The sequence below is a fragment of the Thalassobacter sp. 16PALIMAR09 genome (genome assembly GCF_000765485.1).
Lineage (GTDB): Bacteria > Pseudomonadota > Alphaproteobacteria > Rhodobacterales > Rhodobacteraceae > Thalassobacter > Thalassobacter stenotrophicus.
Window position 1 is genome coordinate 197,828 of sequence record NZ_JHAK01000005.1, and the last position, 18,169, is coordinate 215,996.

Here is an 18,169-nt window from a genome sequence, read left to right on the forward strand (position 1 = left end):
CTCCCGGGGTTTTTGTTTCAAGGCCTTGGCTTATGGTGTTGTTTCCCTAAGGGCATCCGCTACAGTTTTGCCCATGGATGCTGCTGCCTTTTCCCGTGATCTCATTATTCCGACGTTCGTCGTGGTCACCTATGTTGGTGAAGACACAGGCGGTGAAGCCTACACCATCTCCAATGAAGTTAGCGGCAAGCATTTCAGCGCAAACGCGACCGCCGTTTCCTTTCTTGAGGTGCTTCGGGAAACAGGCTCCTACGCCCAAGCATGTGTCAGCACGGGCCTCCCGGACCCGGTGGCGCAAAACACGCTCGCGCAGTTCATGCGTTACGGTGTTGTGGTGGCGCAAGGTGTAACAAACCAAGACTTACCAAAGGCAAACCAGCCCCTTGAGGCGAAGGCGATTATGATCCGGTTTGACCTGTTTGATGCCGCCGGGATCGCGGCGCGTTTCGCCGGGCTGGGCCGGTGGGCGTTTAGCGCGGTGGGGCTCATCACTTGGATGCTTTTGGGGGGCTGGGCCATTGCTTCTGTGGCTTTGCGTCCGGACAAATTGGTATATGCCATCGCGCAGGTTCCCGCGATCAACCTTCAGGGTATTGCGCTATTTGCGCTGTGCTTCGTCGCGCTCAAGATCGTGCATGAAATGGGCCACGCACTCGCCTACCAAGAGATGTGTCGCCGCGATGGTATCGCCTCAGGGCCGATCCGCATGGGACTGTCGATTTTTGCTATGACGCCCTTTCCCTATACCAACGTCACTGGCGCTTGGCGGCTGAAGGGGCGGATGCCACGGGCGATTATCGGGGCTGGTGGCTTGTATCTGGAGTTTTTTGTGGTGTTTGGGGCCACGCTCTTTTGGGCGTTTACTGGCGCGGGTCCCCTACAAGACGCGGTGTTTCAGGTGGCGATGTTCGCTGCCGTGTCGAGCCTGTTGTTCAACCTAAACCCGCTCATCAAGCTGGATGGGTATTATATTATGACGGATCTGTTGGGCCTGCCCAATTTGGCCGGGCGCGGCAGTCAGGCGGCGGTGCGTTGGCTAAGCCTCGCTTTGGGGGCCGAAGTGGCGCGTCCGGATCGGCGGGCGCTTGGGTATTGGGTGCTTAGCTACCTCTACCGCTGGGTCATTTTTGCTGGCATCTTTTGGATTTCCTATCAGTTTGATCCTCGCATCGGTGCGGTTGTTTTTGGCATTGTGATTACGATGCTAATTGTCCGCCCACTTTCGCGCAGCCTGAAGCAGGCGCGCGGCAATGGGGCCCGACTGGGGCGCGTCTTGGCGGGTGTGGGGTGCCTCGCTGCGATATGCGTGCTGAGCGTGATCCCGTTTCGGGACCGGGTCCTACTGGATGGACAGCTGTCCCGCTTTGAAACCACCTTTGTCCAAGTGCCCGAGGCGGCTGAGCTGCGCTTAGATGCGGATGGCTTGCCCGTGTTAGAGAGCCTTGAGTTGGTGCATGAACAACGCGACCTTCAATTGCGCCGACAAATTGTCGAGAGTGCCACACGGGCCATCGCGCGACGTCCTTCGGGGGTAGAGATCGCGCGCCTGCAAACCGATCTGGTTCAACTAGATGAGATGGATGGCAACTTAGATCGTCGGGCCACAAGTCTGCGTGTCACGGCCAGCCCGGACAGCGTCTGGACCCCTTTGGCCGCGCGCGATTATGCGGGCGCATGGGTGCAGCCGGGGCAGGCGGCATTGGGCGCGATATCGACCGCCACGACTGCGCATCTGGTGCTGTGGCTTGATCAGCGTGATTTTGAGGCAGGCCTTCTGAGCCGTGCCGACAGTGCCCCGCTTTTGGTGCGACTAGAGCATGCTCCGGATTGTGAGTTTCAGGCGCAAATGGTGCAAACCGAAGCGCAATTGGTGCTGCGCGATGGGGCCGTAAAGCTGCGCGCGACCATTGATTTGCCAGCACCTCCTTGCCTTGCAGAAGCTCCCAGCGGGGCAGGTGCGGTTGCGCGCAAAACGGCTGAGCCTAAATCGCTGTTTCAGCGGGCGAAAAACAGTGTTGAGCGCGCCCTTCAGGATCGCCTCCCGATCGAAACACTGTTAGAATAAGACTTATAAATTTATTGGGAGCATAATTATGGCCAGACGGCGCGCTGTGGATAAAACACAAACCGTGGATGTAACGGGGCGGTTGCCGTTCTTGTATAATTCCCTCGTTCCGATCACATCTGAGCGTCACAAGGACCTGCGGATCAAGACCGATCGGGAGTTTGGTGTCGCTGCCAACGCAAACGCGATCCCGATCACCTGCGATGAGTTTGCGCAGGTCGTTCGGCACTATCCGATTGTCTTTACTACGGGCGCTAAACCGATGCCAATGGCACTGGTGGGTTTGCGCAAAGGCGTTAATGATCAAATAGATGCGCAGGGAAAGTGGGCGAGCGCCGCCTACATTCCGGCCTACTTGCGCCGCTATCCCTTCCTGTTGGTGAAGGAGGCCGAGGATGCGCCACGACAAATTCTGTGCGCGGACATGTCCTCAACCCTTTTTACCCAAACGGCTGATGGCAGCACGGCTCTGCTAAACGACGATGGCAGCCAGTCTGAGCATTTGACTGGCATCCTTGATTTTGCCACGCGCTATGAAACATCAGCGCAACGCACCCGCCAGGTCATGGCCGAGGTCGCAAAATTGGACTTGCTGCAAACCACAACCGTGAACTTGTCTAAACAGGATAAGACGGCACGGATCGAAGGGTTCCAAGTGATCTCCGAAGAAAAGGTGCGTGATCTTGATGACGTAACGCTGGCTGGGCTTGCGCGTCGGGGGCTCATGACGCTGTTTGCCGCGCATCATATGTCGATGGCGAATTTCTCGAATATGGCTGCGGTCGCATGACTTTTCGGGCGGCCTGCGCGGTGGCCTTGTTTGGGGCGCTTGCCCCGTTGCCCGCAGCGGCGCAGGGCGTGACGGCGATCTTGGAACCGGTACAAAGCGTAGACATCCGCCCATCCCTCGTGGGCATTCTTGCCGCCGTTGATGTCGCCGAAGGCACGACGGTCGCACAGGACGCACCGCTGGCCCAGCTTGAAAGCAGAACTCAAAGCCAACGTGTCGCTTTGGCCCAAGTGGTGGCGGAGGCGGATGGGCGCGAATTGCGCGCGCAGACCCAAGTGGAACAAGCGCAGGCTTTGTTCGCCCGCGTCCAAGCAGCGCGTGCGCGCGGTGCCGCCCAGTCGTGGGAGGTTGAGCAGGCGCAACAAGCCGTTGATCTTGCGAAAGCCGATCTGCAAATCGCTCAAGAAGGCCAACGCCAAGCTCGCGCGCAACTTGCGCTAGAGCAGGCAATGTTGGCCGACTACACCTTGCGCGCGCCATTCCCCGGGGTCGTGCTAGAGGTCCAAGCCGAGGCAGGCACCTATGTGGACGCGCAGGCCGTGGTATTGACGTTGGCGCAGCTCGACGCGCTTGAGGCCACGGCGTTTGTCCCGCTGGAATGGTTGGATCGGATGGTCGTTGGTCAAAACCTGGAGGCGGAAGTCGAGGGTGCGATAATCCAAACGGCGGCCGTACAAGTCACGACGATTGATCCCCGGATTGACCCCGCCAGCCGCACGGTGCGCATTCGCGTCGCACTTGATAACGCCGATCGTGCTTTTCGCCCCGGTGCGACATTGATCCTCCGAGCACCATGAACACTGTACCGCGCCCTCCGCAGGCCCAAGCCGCTGTGCCTCAGTCGCTGGCAGAGGCTTTGGCTGCGGTGTTTTCGACCTCGGCGCAGGTACCTTTTTCGGCGCGCTTGGTTGGCTTTACCAAAGCCTTGATTCCGCAAACACGGGCTTGGGTCATCACCCTCGATGCCGAGGGGCAGCCTGATGCGCATCCCGCCGGTGACGTGCCTGACGCGGGGATGACCCTTGCAAAGCAGGCGCTATCGCCAGAGGCTAATCCTGTCCTAACTGAGGCCACATTCATGGCCGCGAAAATCGCGCTCGACACCGGGCAGGATGCCGCCTTGGTGGTTGAATTGCGCGGTGAGGGGCAAGCCGCCCGCGCCTTGGCCCATGAACGGCTGACCCTCTTGGCGCGCTTATCTATTGCCACTTATCGCTCCGAAACCGTGGATCTGTTGCAGAACCTGCTGCGGTTCTTTGCCGAACTAGCCCAAAGCGCCGGAACACAAGGCCCTGACCTGCAATCGCTCAGTGATATGATGGCCGCGTTTTTCTCAGCTGAATACGCGGCGGTCGCCCGGTTTGATGGGCAAAAGGTGCATGATCTGCATATCTCTGGGCAGGCGCAGATGGGCAAGGGCGCCCGCGTGGCCACTGAGCTGAAATCCAGTATGGCTGAAACCGCGCGCCTACGCCTGTGTGAGCAAACGCGCGCGTTCACCGCAGAACCGGGGCAGCAAGATGGTCTTGTTATGCACCTTGCGGCCCCACGCCGAAACGCCAGTATGCTGCCGTTTTTGGCCGCTAGTGCAGGCAAACTTGCGCCCCATGCGGCGCGGCACGGCGTGAACTGGCGCGCTTGGGCAAGGCGCAGCGCGCTGGTTGGAGTGCTGTGCGGCGTGGCCTTCGTGCCCATCCCCGATGGAGTGTCCCTTCCGGCCACGGTTGCGGCGGTGTCCCACCGGATTGTGACCAGCCCGCTGGATGCGCCCTTAGCGGGTTTGGACGTGCGTGCCGGCGACCGTGTGATCGCTGGCGAAACGGTGCTTGGCCGCTTTGACACCCGTGCGCTTGATCTGGAATTGATCGCAGCGCAGGCCAGCTACAGCCGCGCCCTTTTGGACCGGGAGCGCGCCCGCGCCGGGCGGCTGGCAGCAGATCTGCGCACCGCAGAGCTAGAAGCCGAACGTGTCCTTGCGGATATCGCCCTGTTGGAGGCGCGCAAAGAGACCGCCGTTTTGATGGCCCCAATTTCTGGGTTGGTCATCGGTGATGGTCTTGGCGACATGACCGGTGCGCTGATGCGGCGCGGGGATCTGGTCCTAGAGATCGCGGACCCCTCTGCGATGGAGTTGGATGTCTTAGTCCCGCAATCACAGGTGGCCAAGGTTGGCTTGGGGCAGGCGGGTGCGTTCCGTCCTGATTTCGACCCATCTTTGCGGTTTGATACGCAGGTTGTGTCCATCTCACCCGCAGCACCAAGCGGACAGCGGGCCCCGTTGTTTCCGGCGCAGGCCAGCCTGTCGGATGCGGCGGTCGATACGTTGCGTCCGGGTATGACCGGTGTTGTGGCGCTCGACCGGATGTGGCGTCCGATTTGGCAAGTCGTTGGCCGCGGTTTGCGCGACTGGGTCCTGTTGCGGTTGTGGGTCTAGGCGACCCGAGGCCGCTAGTGTGGGCTGCCCGGTGTGGCGGTTGCCTCGCTCAGAAACTCTTGGTTGAAACGATTGAGCCCATTGCCCAGCGGGTTGGCAGAGGCCTCATACAGGCTTTGAACTGTTAGGCCTGCGATGTCTTCGAACACTTCATCAACCCGTAGCGTATCTGCATCAGCAAACGCGCCCTGCTGAAAGGTCGACGCATAGAAGGTCCTGGCATTAAACATGCCGTGGCTTTGGGGCAGGGTCGAGGGCCGGTCAGCTGATAGCGAGATGCCATAGCTCTCGGTCGAAAGGTCGGTGCCGACGCGCGCAAACCGTGTTTCCCCCAGACTGGCAAGCTCTGTGGTGGGGCGCTGGTCCAGCAGTTCCACCGGCGCATCAAACACGCGACTGCCCTGTAGAGTAGCGAACATGCTGTCGTCATAGGGGCTGTCGATTTCGGTCCGCGGGAAGATCGCGATCCAATGGCCGCCCGCATCCGCAAGAACATGACGCAGGCCAGTCTGCTCCCCTTGGGGGCCATAAAGACGGATGGTGACATTAGAGCCGGGCTCAGCCGTGCCCGAATAAATCGGATCAATCGCGAGCACTGGCAGGAACCACGCGTCATCAATCCCCAGGTTGCTAAAGGGGTCGCTTACTTGGGCCGGGCTAGAGGTGGTTGTCCCGGTGAATGTGGCCGGGTCGCTCGCGGTATAGATGCGGGTCTCTGGGTCAGAGGCCGTCGGCATCGAAGTGCCTTCAACGCTTGCGACGTTCGTGACGGTAGTGGACGTGCTTGTCTGAAAGCCGATGAACACATCGTAGGTAATTGTCACACTTTCACCCGGTGCCAATCGTGGGACCGAAATAGACAGCAGTGTATCGCCCGCAGCAGAGCCTGCCGTGACGGTCGCAAGGCTTGGATCGCTGACCGTAATTCCGCCCGCACTGGACAGCTGGAACGGCAGCGGGTCACTGATCACGGTGTTATAGATCGGTGCGGTCGCTGCACCATCATTGGCCACAACCACCGTGTAGGTCACCGTGTCCCCAAGGAATGGCGAAGTGTCACTGACCGTTTTGACGACATTGAGTTCTGGTTCGACGATTTCGATGGTTTTGGTGTCGGATTGAGGGCTGAGGGGTGTTTCGCCGGAAGGGGTGATGACGAGATCGGCTGAGTTGGTCAGGAGCGCGCCGTTTGTGTTGGCGGTGATGTCTTGGACGACGGCGACGAGGGTTAGGGTGATCTGGTCTTGGGCGTCGATGGTGCCATCGCCAAGCGAGGTTGACGCGCCCAGATCAAAGGTTGTGACTTGGCCGCTGTTCACCGGTGTGCCGGGTGCGGTCAGGCTGATGTTTGAGCCGGGCGTGCCGATAGAGGCAGAGACAAAGCCCAGACCCGTTGGCAGCGTGTCGGTGATGACAATGCTATCGAGATCTGTCTCGGGCAGGGTCACGAGTAAGGCGTATGTAACCTGTTCTCCGATCGTCAAATCTGTCAGGCTGTTGTCGCCCTGCGCGGTGCCCGTGTCTGGGTTTGAACTCGACACGACGGTCTTTTCCAGCCCTCGGATGGACAGGACGCTGTTGCTGTCCGTGACGGTCTCGGTCCGGCCGGTGGGGCTGTTGGCGTCCCCATCGGGCACTGTGTCGTACACGGCCGTGGCAGTGTTGGTCAGCGGTTGCAGGTTGGGGGCCGTTGTGGACAGGAGCGCGTTATAGTTGACCACCAACGTCTCGCCAGGCTGAATCACAGGGATCATAACCGTAAAGCCGCTGCTGGTTTCGGTCACGCTTGGGGTGATAGTGGTGCCATCCAGCGCAAGGCTCACACTGCCAGAGACCAGCGCAAGGTTCGCGTCTGACAAAGTGTCAGTGATGGCCACATCATAAGCAGGCCCATTGCCGGTGTTGGTTAACGTCAGCGTGTAGGACGCTGTTTCGCCGCCATAAAGTGCCACAGGGCCCACTTTGTCGATCGTCAGGTTGGGGTCGACAATCTCAACCTGTGCGGTGGCGGTGACGGGGGTCATTTGTCCGTCGGGCCCCGTGGGCAAGATCGTGGCGCTGACGGTGTTATCTGTGACGCGACCCGACTGGGCCGTGGGCACATCAATGACCCGGGCAGAGACCTGTATCAGGATCTTGTCATCGGCGCCGATGCTGCCATCTGACGGGTTATTCACGGCGCCAAAGTCGATGGTAAAGGTCTGCCCGTTGGTCTCAGTCACAACGGGTGGGGTGTTCACTGCCGTCATGCCCGCGCCGATGGATGTGACGTTCACCGAGCCTGCGATCAGCTCCAACTCTGGCCCCAGCACATCGCTCAACACCACACTGTCGAGGGGAATTTCTGGCAAGGTGAGTTCATAGGCATAGGTCACGGTCTCGCCGATGTTCAGATCGACGAGACCCGTATTGCCAACGGCTGTGCCGGTCTCGCTGAAGTCTGTCGAGAGCACGGTTTTGGTGATGCTGGGTCCGGTTGCGATCGCATGATCATCACTGTCCGTGGCGGTCCGGCCAGTGGTTGAACGCGGATCGTTATCTGGCACGGTGTCAAAGGTGATGGTAGCGGTGTTGTCAAAGCTGTGAGCGGCGGGGGCGTTGGCATCGAGGCGGGCGGTATAGGTGACCTCAAGCGTTTCGCCGGGCAACAGTTTGGCCACCAATGTCTCAAACCCGGTGGCCGTCGAGGTCACGCTTAGGCCCGATGTGATATCCACGGTGTCGATCGTTGCCGTCAGCGAACCTGCGTTGTAGCTGAGGTGGGCATTGTCCAGAACGTCCGCCACAAGGATGTCAAAGGCGGGCCCGGTGCCTGAGTTGACCACGCTCACCGTGTAGCTTGCGTCGCTTCCTGGGTTGACGGCGGTGTTGCCGGATTTGTTCACACTCAAGACAGGGGTCACGATATCCACGGGTGCGGTGGCTGTGATCGGGTCCATTGCCGCTTGGCCTTGAGGGGTCAGCGTGAGGGTTGCCGTGTTGCTGAGGGCTACGGCATCTTGGTTGGTGGTCACGTCCTCAACTCGGGCAGTGACCAAGATTACGACCTGATCATCGGCGCCGATGCTGCCGTCTGATGGGTTGGTAAAGGCGCCGAAGTCGAAGGTGATCTCCTGACCCGAGATGCTGCGCGATGGGATGACGCCGGTCAGCCCGGTGGCACTGCTGTCGATCGAGGACGATACAAAGCTCAGCCCGGTTGGAAGGGTGTCGACCAAAACGGCGCCGTCGATATCGATCTCCGGGAAGGTAACAGTCAGGGCATAGGTGACAGTCTCTCCGATGTTCAAATCAGTGACGCCCGCAGTGCCCGCACTGTCGCCGGTATCAGTGATGCTGCTGGCTACGGTGGCTTTGCTCAAAAGCGCGCCGGGAACGATCGCATGGGTGTCCGTGACACTCTCCTCGCGCCCCGTGTCAGAGGCCGGATCACCGTCAGGCACCGTATCAAAATCAGCCGTCACCGTGTTCGACAGCAGATCGCCTTGGGCAAAGCCCACGTCGACGTCCGCTTCGTAGCTGACCCGCAACACATCGTTGGGCAAAAGCGTATTGGCTAAGAAGCTGAAGCCGCCGTTGGTTTCAGTGACGGTCGGGCTCAATTGGGCGCCGTTGAGCGTCGCGGTGACACTGCCAGAGACAAGGGTCAATTGGCTGTCGGCAATCGCATCAGCCACAAGGATGTCAAAGGCGGGGCCCGTTCCGGTGTTCTCGATCTCAACCACGTATGTGACCCGGTCGCCGGGGTCTGCGGCCAGTGGGCCAGATTTGTCGATCGTGAGGCTGGGCTCAACGACATCGATAGCATCACTGGCTGTGACGGTGTCAAGCACAACGCCCGCAGCCGTCACATCCAGAGTGGCGGTGTTCACAAGGCTTGCGCCCTCTGCCACCGCGGTGACGTCCTCTACCCGCGCGGTTAGCGTGACCTTGACGTGGTCGCCCGCATCCATCGCGCCCGTGGCCGTGTTGCTCACGGCGCCAAAATCAAAGGTGGTCACAGCGCCGACATTGGTCACGACCACATCCGCTGCACCAGATATCTGTGCACCCTCAGACACAAACGCTGCACTCACATAGCTCAGCCCCGGGGGCAACGTGTCGATCAAAACAACACTGCTCATCTCAGCCTCAGGCAACACAAGCGTGAGGGTGAAGGTCACGTCTTCACCCACAACAAGGTCGAGGTCGGTGGTCTCAAACGCCGAACGGTCCGTCTGGCTGAAGCTCGATCCAGTGGCCTCTTTGTACAGCGCCGGCACCGTGCCAACGTCATGATCATCGCTGTCGGAATAGGTGCGGCCATCGGGTGAGGTTGGCGTGCCATCGGACACGGTGTCGTAGTCCACCGAAGCGGTGTTCGAGAAGATTGCTGCTTCAGGCGCGCTGGCCGAGAGGGTGGCATTATAGGTCACGGTCAGGGTCTCGCCCACCGCGATAGACCCAATGACAGCCCTAAAACCATCGCCCACCAAGCTCACAGCCGGAGAGATCGACGTGCCCTCCAGATCAAAGCTCGGCGTGCCCGACAAAGCCAAATGCGGGTTGCTGAGCAAATCCTCTAACACCACATCATGCGCCGGACCCGTGCCGTCGTTGGTCACAGTCACCGTATAAGGAATCGTATCACCAGCTTCCGCCACGATAGGCCCCGTTTTGACGACATTGAGTTCTGGTTCGACGACCCGGACGTCGGCCGTGGCCCGAGGGTCGGGTTGCAGCGGTGTTCCGCTGGATGGGTCATCCACATCTAGCCGCCCTCGGTTGCGCAGTCGGTCTCCTGCATCCACGCTGGGCAGGTCCTGCACTTGGGCGACAAGGTGGATGACGATGGTTTCGTCCCTCGCAGCCGCATCATCAGTTGCAGCCACTGTGACCGTGCCAAAATCGAACGTGACCGTGCCGGAGGTAAGGGTCACAAAACTAGACGTTTCGGTGTCGCCTGCATTGATATTGGTGGTGGTCACATTCGCGCCGCTGCCGATGGATACGATCTCGGCTGAGACTGCGCTTAGCCCCGTGGGCAGCGTGTCAGTCAGGGTCAGGTCAGCGATACCTTCGGGCAGGGTAATCGTCAGGGCATAAGTAATCGTCTCGCCAATGGCGACGCTGCTGCCTGATGTGCTTGTGTCGCCCGTGCTAAGCACCGTTTTCGCCAGCTGCACATCTGGTGAGGTAACGACAGCCGTATCCGTAGGAATCGTATAGCCAGCAAGCGTGTTGTCATAGACCCGACCATCGTCGGCATCGGTCTCATCCCCGTCGGGGTCGCTGTCAAAGCGCGTGACTTCGGCAGTGTTGTTCACGGCGGTTGAGAACGTAAGCGTATTGATGATGGTCGCATCAAAGACGATCTCAATTGTGTGGCCCGCCTCTAGGACCGGGATACTGGCCCGCAGCCCATCGCTGCTCGTTGGATAGACGAGGGTAGGGGCATCCGCCCCGCTGGGGGTTACGTCCACGCCGTTGGCATTCAGGATTTTGATCGTCCCGCTTTGGGTGCTTGGCAGAATAAGTGCCACGTCATCAAGCGGGTCGTTCAAGAGAATGTCGTAGGCCGGGCCGCCCCCGACGTTCTCGGTCAGGATGGTATAGGTCACGGTATCTCCAGCATCGGCTGTACTAGGCGAAACGCTTTTGTCGATGTCGAGTTCAGGCTCGACCACGTTTGCGGTGGCGTCGTCGGTGAAGATCTGAGGCTGCCCGGTGTTGGGATGCGTTAGAACCGTGCCCGTGCTGGTATCAACCAAGCTGAGCCGTGCCTCGTTCACGAGGGTTCCGCCGCCTTGGACTGCGGCGATATCGGTAACCTGTGCCACCACAGTGATCAAGGCGGTGTCATTGGCCGCGCTGTTGTCGCCCGCATTGTCGATGGTCCCGAAGTCAAAGACGAAACCGCCGTCCGACCCGAGGGTGATGAAACTCGACGAGGTATCCGTGTCGCCCTGGGCAAGGTTGTCGCTGCTGACACTGGAATGGAACGTCGTTAATTCGGCCGAAATCGGCGTCAGCCCGGCGGGCAGAGCGTCCACCAAGATCACATCGGATATGCCCTCAGGAAAGACGATTTCAATTTCATATGTCAGGGTCTCTGAGATCCCGACAGAGGCCCCGCTGGTGAGGGGGTCGTCCGAGCTCACGAGGGTTTTTGTCACCTGCGGGTCAGGCGTGGGCAGCCTATGCGTGTCAGACGGGCCAGAATAAACGCGGCCATCATCGGGATCGGTGGTGTCACCCGCTCGGTCACTGTCGTAGCGGGTGACTGTGGCGGTGTTGTCGATACTGCTGGCGAATGCGACGCCCTCTTTCACGACCATTTCATACGTGATCTCAATGGATTGCCCTGGCATCAGCACAGGTATGACTGCCTGCAAACCCTCCGATGGGGTCGGAAACACGTGGCTGGGGGCGTCAGCGCCGGTTGGTGTTACGTCGGTGTTGCCATCCATGATCCGAATGCTGGATGCAGGCGAAGAGCTGAACTCCAGGTTGGGATCGGTGATCCCGTCATCAATGATGATATCATAGGCCGGGGCACCCCCAGCATTGGTAGAGGTAATCGTGTAAACGACAGTGTCACCGGCATCCGCCTCTGCCACATCAGTCGATTTCTCGATCTGCATATCTGGCTCAACAATCCAAATGTGCTCACTGTTCCAGACGACTGTCTGGTCGGTCATGAATTTAGCTTTGTTCGTAAGCCTATCGCCCGCGTCATTCCCTGTCACATCGTTGAGCTGGGCCACAACCCGCACGAGGATTTCATCGCGTGCGTCTTGAACCAGGTCGGTGGCGTTGATCAAATCACCAAAGTCAAAGTCGATTTTGTCACCGTTCACTGTGCCGGTCGCACCGGCGCTCAACGCTGAGCCCGTAATGTTGGAGCCGATCGAAATCACCTCTGCCGAGATCAGATCAAGCGTGCCCGGCGAGGTCGGCAAAATGTCCCGAAGGGACGCGTCAGAGTTCGTGCCCTCAGGCAGGGTGATGACGATGTCGTAGGTGACCGTCTCACTGATCGCTAGGTTGCTGCCGCTGGTATCGGGGTTGGAGGTGGCTGAGACGAATTTGTTGGCTGTCGGCTTTTTCGATATCACGCTCGCATCGTCCGAGATCGCGTAATCGCGTTCATCTGATGCGTTATCGTCGGGCAAGCTGTCAAAGGTCAGGCTTGCGGTATTGTTGATCTCGGTGCCCGCTTCAATCGATAAGTTTACCACGGCTTGGTACGAAATCGTCAGGGTCTCGCCCACGTCCAGCACATCGGCTGTAATTTCAAGCGTCGTGTCACCGCTGGTGTTGCCGGTCACGATGGTCGTGCCTGTGCCACCCGTCACGGTGACGCTTCCAACAACAAGGTCGATGCTAGGGTCCAACAGATCGGTTAGAACCAGATCATAGGCGGGGGCATCGTGGGCTTGGACTGGGTTGTCGACCTCAATGGTGTAGGTCACCGTCTGGCCCGCGCGCACCCCGCTATTGGGTGCGGTTTTGTCGATGGTGAGCTGCGGCTCAATCAATTCAACCCGGCTAGAGACATCTTCGCTGACGCCATCCGCCACAAACTTCGCTTTGTTGGTGAGTTGTTCGCCCGCCTCTGCGGTCTGCCCGCCAAGTGACTGGGCCGTGACTTCGAAGGTAATCACATCATCGGAGAGGAAGTTGTTGCCCAGATTAACTAAGTCGCCGACGTCAAAACTAACGCTTTTGTTGTCGCTGGCCACGGTCCCGAGGCTGCCAAGGGTGATCCCGTTTGATGATGTCAGGGCATTCGTGTTCCAGCCGGTGATAACCGCCGAGAGCATATCAAAATCGCCAAACACGCCGCCGACACTGACCTCATCGGACAGGATGACATTTTCATAGCTGCCCTCAGGCAGATTGATGCTGACCTCAAAGGTGAATTCCTCGCCAACCATGACTTCATTGGCGCGTTGTACCCCGATCTCGCGGCCTTCAAGGGTTTTGACGATGTCGACCGCATCGACCTCTGCCTTGGCGGTATCAGTCAGGCTGGCGTCGGCGCGGTTGATCGCGGATGTGCCGCCTGAGCTTTCAAAGGCAGTGAAGTTCGTGACAGTGGCCGTGTTTTCCATCACGTCGCCGGCTTTTACGGTTTGCTCGGCCACAAGGTCGTAGGTGATGATCACGAGGTTCTCACCGGAGGTGCCGTCAAAGGCCGACAAGGCGCCCTCAGAGCTGCGATCATCCAGAACCATGCCGCCAGAAAACAGATCACCAGTGTAGGTGATTGCACGGGTGCCTGTACCGTCCGTCACCGACAGGTTCAGCCCACCGGTGGGCACCGCAAAGCCCGCAGGCAGGGTATCGGTAATTGTGACATCAAAGGCCCCACTGGGCGCTTTGCCTGTGTTCTCGACCACAATCGCAAAGGTCACAAGATCGCCCGCATCGATCCCCTCAAGCTCGGCATCAATGGGCGTTGTGTCGAGGGCATCTGAACTGATCGTGCCGCTGAACCGTGCCCCACTGTTGCCTGGTGCAGTGAACGTCACCGGGCCTTCGGTCGCGGAAAACGCGACATCAGGGTCCGTGCTGTCGGTCGCAATCACGCCCTTAGTGATCGCCAGTTCCGGCTGGCCGTAGATAAAATTCGCGATGGCGGTCGTATCGACCATGCCGTTGACCACATTGTCCTCAAATGCCGTTGCTTGGTTGGTCAGCATCAGACCATCGGCAAAAATGGCATCAATCACGGTGGTGGTGAACAGGATCTCGATCCGGACGGTTTCGCGGGGCTCGGCGGTGAAGGTGCCGAAATCGTAGTTGATCTGGTTGTCATTGGGCACGCCAGACAGGGTTGGGGGGCCGCCGCCCGCATCCACGTAGTCCTGCGATGCCAGACCGAACTGCGCCACCCCTGCTGCGGGGGGTATGCCGCTGACGATATTGTTGAATGCGGTGATTTCCGTGGAATCGAACACGTTCTGTGGGAGGTTATCGATGATTTCGAGGTCTTCGTACGACCCAAGAGGGGCCGTGTAGATGATGCTAAACGTGACCTCATCGCCCGCCGAAATCGGCAAGCCGGGCGTTGGGGCCGCGCCGTTGATGAAAGATACCGTCTTGCTGTCGATCTGCCCAAAGGGTGTTTGCAGGGTGGTTCTGGTATCGTCGGTCTCGGTCCCGAGGGTGTTGGTCGGATCGCTGTTTTCCCGAACACTGGCCGAGATCGTGGCGGTGTTGCGCAACAGATCGCCCTGCGTGAACGGGATTTCGCCGATGTTGCCATCGTCCGTTAGGTTCCCAAGGATACGGGCGTAATACGTGATTGTCGCCGTTGTGCTGGCACCGCCGGGCGTGCCGTCTGCGTCATCACCGGTCAGGATCGCATCAGAACCGGCGTCCACGAGCGCTTGGCTGATATCCCAGACCACGGTCGTCTTGCCGGTGTTGCTATCAAAACTCGTCGTTTCTTGCGGAAGCAAAGCGGCGTTCGTGACGGCGCCACCGCTGCTTTCGGTGGTGGTTAGGGTCGGGACGTAACTGCCGGTGTTCAGATACTCCCACCCATTGCCAAGAACATCCGTGACCTCAAGGTCGCCAAAGGTAAAGTAATCGGAGACCTGAACCTCAAGCGTGAAGCGGTACACGTCATCGGGGCTGATGACGCCAGTCAGATTGGTGTCATCCACCAGTGTCGCGCTCTTCTGGACGGCGAGCGAAGCGGCCTCTTGGCGGTTGGTTGCGGTGGCTGAGATCGTCTCAACCGGGTCGTTTGTGTCCAGCGGATCCCACTGGCCGCTGCCTGTCACAGTGTTGATCACGCTTGCAGGATCGCCTGAGTTCACGGGAATGGTCGGGGTCGTCGTTCCGGCAGCCGTTTCATCGATGTAGTAGTCAAATGTCACGACGGCATTGCCGGTGACCGGATTGCCCACAATGGATGCGAAAGTCAGGTCGAGCGTGTTGTTGCCTGTGCCTGCGGGCTGGCCCACGGTTGGCTCGGTATTGATCGTCGCCGTGGGCGACATCGTGAGATTGCCCATGTAGACGATCTCGGGTGGGAGCGTGTCGACCAGATTGAAATCCGTCAGGGTTTGTCCGGGGGCTACGGTGACTTCTAGCGTGTATTCATAGACATAGCTTGGGCCAGTGGCGGCCTCATTCTCTGGTGCGCTATTGGTTTTGCTCAGTTCAAACAATGTCTTGCCGACGCTTGTTGTGGAAAATGCGCTAAGGGTCGAAGGGTCGGCCGTCGGATTATCCAGCGGGTCATTGCCAAGCGCAAAACCAGCCCGTGTTTCGAGGTCAACGGTATGGTTCAGATCGGCCTCGTCCGAGAAATCGAGCGTCATCACCACGTCAACGGCGGGGTTTCCCGGTGAGAACGAGCCGTAGGGCAGGGTGAAAACCAGCAGTGTTTCACCCGGCGTGCCCGTTACGACCAACGGGTCGCCAAGGGTATCAGTGGCGATCGGGTGCACTGCCTCACCGGCGAGGTCGAACACCAACTGTGTTGTGTCAATCGCGCCGCCCAAGAATGTGGCGCTGTCGAAGGACACGCCGTCATACCCGTCTGGGCCGAGCGTCGGCAGTACGACGTCGATGAACGGCAGGTATCCTGTGTCGGTACTGTGCACGTTGTCGAAGGTCAGGGTGAACTCGACATCTTGGGCACCTAGTTCCACATCCGTGGGGCCGGACACCGTGACTTGGGCCTCACCGTCCAGAACGATGCGGTCTTCTAGTGGCTCGAAACGTGGCAGATCCTTCATGATGCGGACCCCGCGCGACTGTAGCATTGGTGCGTGCGGCGCATGGTCTTAACCATCACGGCCGCTCCGCGCGAGTTGGTAGGTCTGCTCGCCTCGGATATCACGGGTCAGGTTCATCGACAGGCCCCAACGGTCTAGCAACAAACCCCGCGCCCGGGCCAAATTCGCGGCTGAGATTTCGCGTGTGGCACGGGCTGTGGCAACGGCTTGCTCACTGGCTTGGAGGTTTTGATAACTCGTCAGCAGCGCTGACAGCAGTTCGATCCCGGCGTCGCCGATACCTTCGTCCCAGCGGGCTTGGATGGCGTTTGTGTCGGCTTGTGCGGCCTCAAGCGCGCGTCGCTGGGCCACCAGATCGTTGCAGGCCACAATGTATTCGTTCGCCGATACGTCTACTTCCAGTAACACGGTTGAGATCGCGGACATGACCTGACGCTCTTGCTGGACCGTCTCTATCCGGCGGCGATGATACCGCGCGTCGCGTTCGTCAAATCCCAGCGGGACCGAGAATTTCAACCCGACCAGGGTCCCGACGTTGCCCGATTGGTCGTCAAACGCATCCCCTAGGCTGCGCCCGCCCGTGCCCCCTTCGCTGCGGGCCTCTAGGACAAGGTCCAGTTCGGGCAGGCTTTCGTTGGCGGCCATTCCTTCGCGCAGAAGGGCGGCTTCGTACTGTAAAATCGCTTGCTGGATTTCAGGACGGTGGATGAAAACAGCCTCGATCGTGTCGTTGGTGGACAACAGATGCAGCGCACCGTTCGGGGCCGACGTGGGCAGCACCTCAACATCAGCAGGTCCAAGCCGCTTGTCATTGACAAGAGCCGCGAGCCGGAATTCAGCGTTCTCCATCGCGGCTTTGGCACGAACCATATCGGCCCGCCACTGTGAGGCCAGAGACCGCGCGCGATTGATCAGGACTGGATCGGCATCAATCCCCTCACGGTTGCCGATTTGCTCGGCGATTTGGGCACCGTGACCGGCCAGATGACGGCGCTGGGCATAGACAGATCGCGCGACATATAGGTTCCAATAGGCGCGCTCGACCTCCAACAGATGGGCCGAGGCTTGACGGTGGAATTCTTCTACTGCGATCTGGGTGTCCATGTTGGCGATGCGCCGGGTGCTATCGGTATAGGTAAAACCACCACCGCGTAGGAGCGGTTGGACATAGGTCAGCGCGGTCTGAGACACCGTTTGCTCACCGGGGATAAACGCGGTGTCGTTGGTGTCAGTGGTGGTGAACCGTTGGGACAGCGAAATCTCACCACCGGTTTGCAGACGGCTTCGGACACCAAATTCGACATCATCCTCGTCCGTGGTGAGACGAGTGGCACCGCCCGCACTTGCAGGACTTGTGGCGAACTCATCGCGGCGTTCAATGCTGGCGTCGGCAAAGATTTCAGGCACAAAACGGCCCCGGGCCTCTTGGATCGCTGTGCCGCGAATGGCGGGCAGGTCACCGAACGCTGCGATTTGGAATGAGTTGCGGACGGTCGCGTTGATGATGTCCGGCAATGAGATTTTCTGCGCGCGCTGTCTTGGCAACAGATCGCCACGATGGGCCGACCGGACCCACCATTCACCAGCTGTTGAGGGTGCCGAAATATGTGCCACGCGGCGCACCCCGTTCAGCGATGTGCCAAGGCCCCGCTCGCGGGCTTCGATCAGGGCATAACGCCCCAATGCGCGGCGAATATAGATCGCCCGGTCCGAAGTGTTGCGAAAGGCCTTATAGGTGATGGTATCGACGGACCATTGACCGTTGCTGAGGTCTTCACTCGACAGGTCAAATTCACCATTGCCCGGAAAGCTATCAAGCCGTGTGCGCGCCTGCGAAGCGTTCATGAACACACCATCGCGGTTGGCGTCCAATTCTTCGCCAACGGATGGGTTCATCGCGCGTATACCCGGCACGTCCCCCGGCGATAACCCGATGGAGCCTTCGCCAGTGCAACCCGCGACAAAGGCCAGCGCGGCCGCAGCCGCCATATACTTTCCGGACATGAATAATCCTTGCACTCAGTGTCTTAAATCAAATTTACTATCTTTTGAGTGCAACCATTAACTATTTATAAACTTATTATTAACCTTTATTAACGCCGATTGAAAAGGATTGTATTTTTGCAATCATTTGCCCCTCT

General features: G+C 59.3%; 6 protein-coding genes. 4 read left to right on the plus strand and 2 right to left on the minus strand.

Annotation, left to right across the window (positions count from 1 at the left end; all coding sequences use genetic code 11):
• Positions 1 to 73: 73 nt before the first annotated feature.
• The 4 genes from PM04_RS12090 to PM04_RS12105 are packed head-to-tail and all read left to right on the plus strand — an operon-like array spanning position 74 to position 5,289.
• Positions 74 to 2,065 (plus strand): hypothetical protein, encoded by a 1,992-nt coding sequence (locus PM04_RS12090; protein WP_038007101.1) that lies wholly within the window; start codon positions 74 to 76, stop codon positions 2,063 to 2,065.
• Positions 2,066 to 2,093: 28 nt separating this feature from the next.
• The gene (locus tag PM04_RS12095; RefSeq protein WP_052068459.1) at positions 2,094 to 2,855 is read left to right on the plus strand and encodes a SapC family protein; all 762 of its coding nucleotides are present in this window, start codon (positions 2,094 to 2,096) and stop codon (positions 2,853 to 2,855) included.
• The gene (locus PM04_RS12100; protein WP_038007104.1) at positions 2,852 to 3,652 is read left to right on the plus strand and encodes an efflux RND transporter periplasmic adaptor subunit; all 801 of its coding nucleotides are present in this window, start codon (positions 2,852 to 2,854) and stop codon (positions 3,650 to 3,652) included. Before PM04_RS12095 ends, PM04_RS12100 begins: the two co-directional genes overlap by 4 nt.
• Positions 3,649 to 5,289: an efflux RND transporter periplasmic adaptor subunit gene (locus PM04_RS12105; RefSeq protein ID WP_038007107.1), complete on the plus strand. Its 1,641-nt coding sequence runs from the start codon at positions 3,649 to 3,651 to the stop codon at positions 5,287 to 5,289. Before PM04_RS12100 ends, PM04_RS12105 begins: the two co-directional genes overlap by 4 nt.
• Before the next feature lie 14 nt (positions 5,290 to 5,303).
• Here PM04_RS12105 and PM04_RS12110 read toward each other — a convergent pair whose 3' ends face one another.
• Both PM04_RS12110 and PM04_RS12115 read right to left on the minus strand, forming a co-directional pair.
• The gene (locus PM04_RS12110; RefSeq protein WP_161785705.1) at positions 5,304 to 16,028 is read right to left on the minus strand and encodes an isopeptide-forming domain-containing fimbrial protein; all 10,725 of its coding nucleotides are present in this window, start codon (positions 16,026 to 16,028) and stop codon (positions 5,304 to 5,306) included.
• 48 nt (positions 16,029 to 16,076) lie between these two features.
• Entirely contained in the window at positions 16,077 to 18,032 is a 1,956-nt protein-coding gene (locus PM04_RS12115) for a TolC family protein (protein WP_038007113.1), read from the minus strand.
• Positions 18,033 to 18,169: the final 137 nt, after the last annotated feature.

Excerpts from the sequence above, each read along its gene's own strand:
- PM04_RS12090 (WP_038007101.1), top strand. The coding sequence starts at position 74 with ATGGATGCTGCTGCCTTTTCCCGTGATCTCATTATTCCGACGTTCGTC.
- PM04_RS12095 (WP_052068459.1), top strand. The coding sequence starts at position 2,094 with ATGGCCAGACGGCGCGCTGTGGATAAAACACAAACCGTGGATGTAACG.
- PM04_RS12100 (WP_038007104.1), top strand. The coding sequence starts at position 2,852 with ATGACTTTTCGGGCGGCCTGCGCGGTGGCCTTGTTTGGGGCGCTTGCC.
- PM04_RS12105 (WP_038007107.1), top strand. The coding sequence starts at position 3,649 with ATGAACACTGTACCGCGCCCTCCGCAGGCCCAAGCCGCTGTGCCTCAG.
- PM04_RS12110 (WP_161785705.1), bottom strand. The coding sequence starts at position 16,028 with ATGAAGGATCTGCCACGTTTCGAGCCACTAGAAGACCGCATCGTTCTG.
- PM04_RS12115 (WP_038007113.1), bottom strand. The coding sequence starts at position 18,032 with ATGTCCGGAAAGTATATGGCGGCTGCGGCCGCGCTGGCCTTTGTCGCG.